General features: G+C 61.2%; 1 protein-coding gene. It reads right to left on the bottom strand.

The genetic code is table 11. The features are described from left to right. The coding region (locus RMN95_RS11675; RefSeq protein WP_309617083.1) for a PKD domain-containing protein at positions 1-2,607 on the bottom strand (2,607 nt) is incomplete at both ends.

Here is a 2,607-nt window from a genome sequence, read left to right as displayed (position 1 = left end):
CGCGAGCGTCGATCCGGCCGCATTGGTGGCAAGGATGTCGAGCTTCAGATAATTGGAGTCGTCGCCGTACAGTATGAGTCCGCCCTGCTGGTAGCGCCGGTCGAACGCCGAGGCGTCAACTCGAGTTTCGACGATCCAGTCTCCTGCGGGTTGTGCCTGCACCACGAAGTTCTCCACTCCGGAATCGGCACCGTAGATGTCGAACGGAGAGGTATCGATCCGCAGGCTGCCGTCCTGCACGCGGTAGCCAGAACTGTTCTCATTAACGACAGACCAGCGACAGTAGTCGAGAGCGGTGCCGTCGAACTCGTCGCCGGGCGTCGACGCTGGCACCGTGTCATCCGGAGTGACCTGGAACCAATCAAATGTGGCGTTCACGAGGGGCGCCCCAGCCGCGGCCGTCGACGTCGATCCCAGCGCCAATAGCCCGATCCGGGGATTCACCATCCCGCTGAGGCCGTTGGTGGTCTCCATCGACGTGTAGTTTGTGCCGTCGGCCGAATACTGTGCCGTCAGCGTGGTGCCATCGCTGACAAGTCGAACATAGAACGTGTCAGGAAAGCCCACCCCCAGCGGCGCGGTGTTCGTCTCGACCGGCACTGCGCCTGTTTCTTTGAGGAACTGGAAGACGCGGTTAGAAGCGTCGCTCGTGCCGCCGCGAGCCATGTTCACCAACTTGAGATAGTTATCGTCGTCGCCGTAGATGATCAGGCCGGCCTGTTGGTACATCAGTCGAGCGGGAAAGTTCACCTTGGCCGTCGCGGTGAATGCTCCGCTGGGTAGATCCTGCAACACGAGGTTGGGGGTGCCCGTCCCCGCGGCATGAAGGTCAGTGAGACTGGCCGGTATCACGAGCCCGCCACCCTCTACCGTGAGGAACTGATTGGTGCGAACGTTGCGGTTCCAGCGCCCGGTGTCGAGGCTGGTGCCGTCGAACCCGTCCGACCGCCCGGCCAGGCAGATCCCGGTTAGCGGATCCGTTACCGTGATGGTTTTCGACACGTCCGTGTACGCGCCTCCCTCGTCAGTAACCCGCACAATCAGCTTGTGGATGCCCGCCGTCAGATAGTCGAACCGCTCCGTCATCGCGCCCGGCGTAAATCCGTTCCCGTCGCCCCTGTCCCACTGCCAGGTCAGGCCCGCCGTGTTCCCGTCCGGATCGGTCGCGGCAGCAATAGCGGTCACCGTATGAGGCGCCACACCAGAGTCTGAGTCGACCGTGAGGTCAACCTCCGGTCGAGTGTTGCTCTGCACGCCGTCCCCGACGAACACCATGCTGTTCACATTCACACCGCCATTGAGCGACACGAAGAATAGCTTTCCCGAGCCGGTGGGGCGACCGGTATCCAGACTCATCTCAAAGTCGCTGTAGGTCTGCCAGTCTGGTGAACCGTTCTTGAGCGTCGGCGAAGTGACAACACTTCCGATCGCGGGGCCCGTTTCGGAGCCCCACCGAGCCTCGATGGTTGACGATCCGGAATAACCGCTTGCTGTTCGAAGAGTTATGGAGTCGATTCCCACCAGATTCACCGGCTCATACGACCAAAAATCGTTGGCATCGACGTAGCTGAGATTGCGTCCACCGCCCGCGACATCCCCGGTAGCCTCAAGCTTGACGCCGTCGTTCGCGCCGCCGTCCCCACCTATGCGCCCTGTGCTGTCGAAATACTCGGCTTGAAAATGCTGAGGGTTCAGCACATTAGTGCCGAATCCGGTGAGCGGCACCTGAGCGGCACCACCATCGTCTGTGTAACTCACGTTGATCACCCAGAAGAGATTCGCCTCGAGGCCGTGCCCCGCATCCCGAATGGTCTGGATCGTTCCCTTACACCCGCTCAGCTCGCCGAAGTCGTGGTTGTGAGAGTCATGCCCGAGAGCCGGGAGCACCCGAACTTTCGAGCAATCTATGGCGCCGGCGCTATCTGGATCGCTCACCGTGACCTCGTAGGCCACCTGGTCACCCCACTCGAAAAATCCGCCGTTCTCCGGGAAGTCGATGGTTACGGCCGGCAGCGCATTGCCCACAACAATCTTGACGTTTGCGACAGCGGTCTTTCCCAGGATGTCGGTCACGGTGAGCTGTGCCGTGTACTCGCCGGCGGCGGTATAAGTGTGGGTAGGGTTCTCCGCAGCACTCGTGGCAGAGCCGTCGCCAAAATTCCACTGGAGGCTGTAGTCAAGCGACAGGGGATGACGCGTGCCAGCCGAACTAAAGGCAACAGTCAGACTCGTGGCCGGGCCGGAGGTGACGTCCGCTGACGCGCGGGCGATCGGGGAGGAGCTGCCTTTGACATAGTCCACCTTGAAGACGCCAGAATCTGCGGTCGACCCCCCAAAATCGGAGCCCCAGTCGATGATGTATAGAGCCCCATCCGGGCCGAACGTGAAGTCCATGGAGCGATGCCATTTCGGCCCGCCATCAAAGATTCCCGGGAGAATGCGATTGATATCGACCACAGCGGTAGCTTCCGCCGGCGGAGTCGACTCGTTCAGCTGGAACGAGTACATCTTGCCCTGATTCCACTCGCCGAAGAGGGCCTTCCCGTCCCAGTATTCCGGCCACTTCACGTCCGATTTCAGGTCGGCGTCATAGCGGTATACGGGGCC

The organism is Salinibacterium sp., assembly GCF_031364185.1.
GTDB lineage: Bacteria > Actinomycetota > Actinomycetes > Actinomycetales > Microbacteriaceae > Rhodoglobus.
Note: the sequence above shows the minus strand (reverse complement) of the source record. Positions and strands in the feature narration are given on the sequence as shown.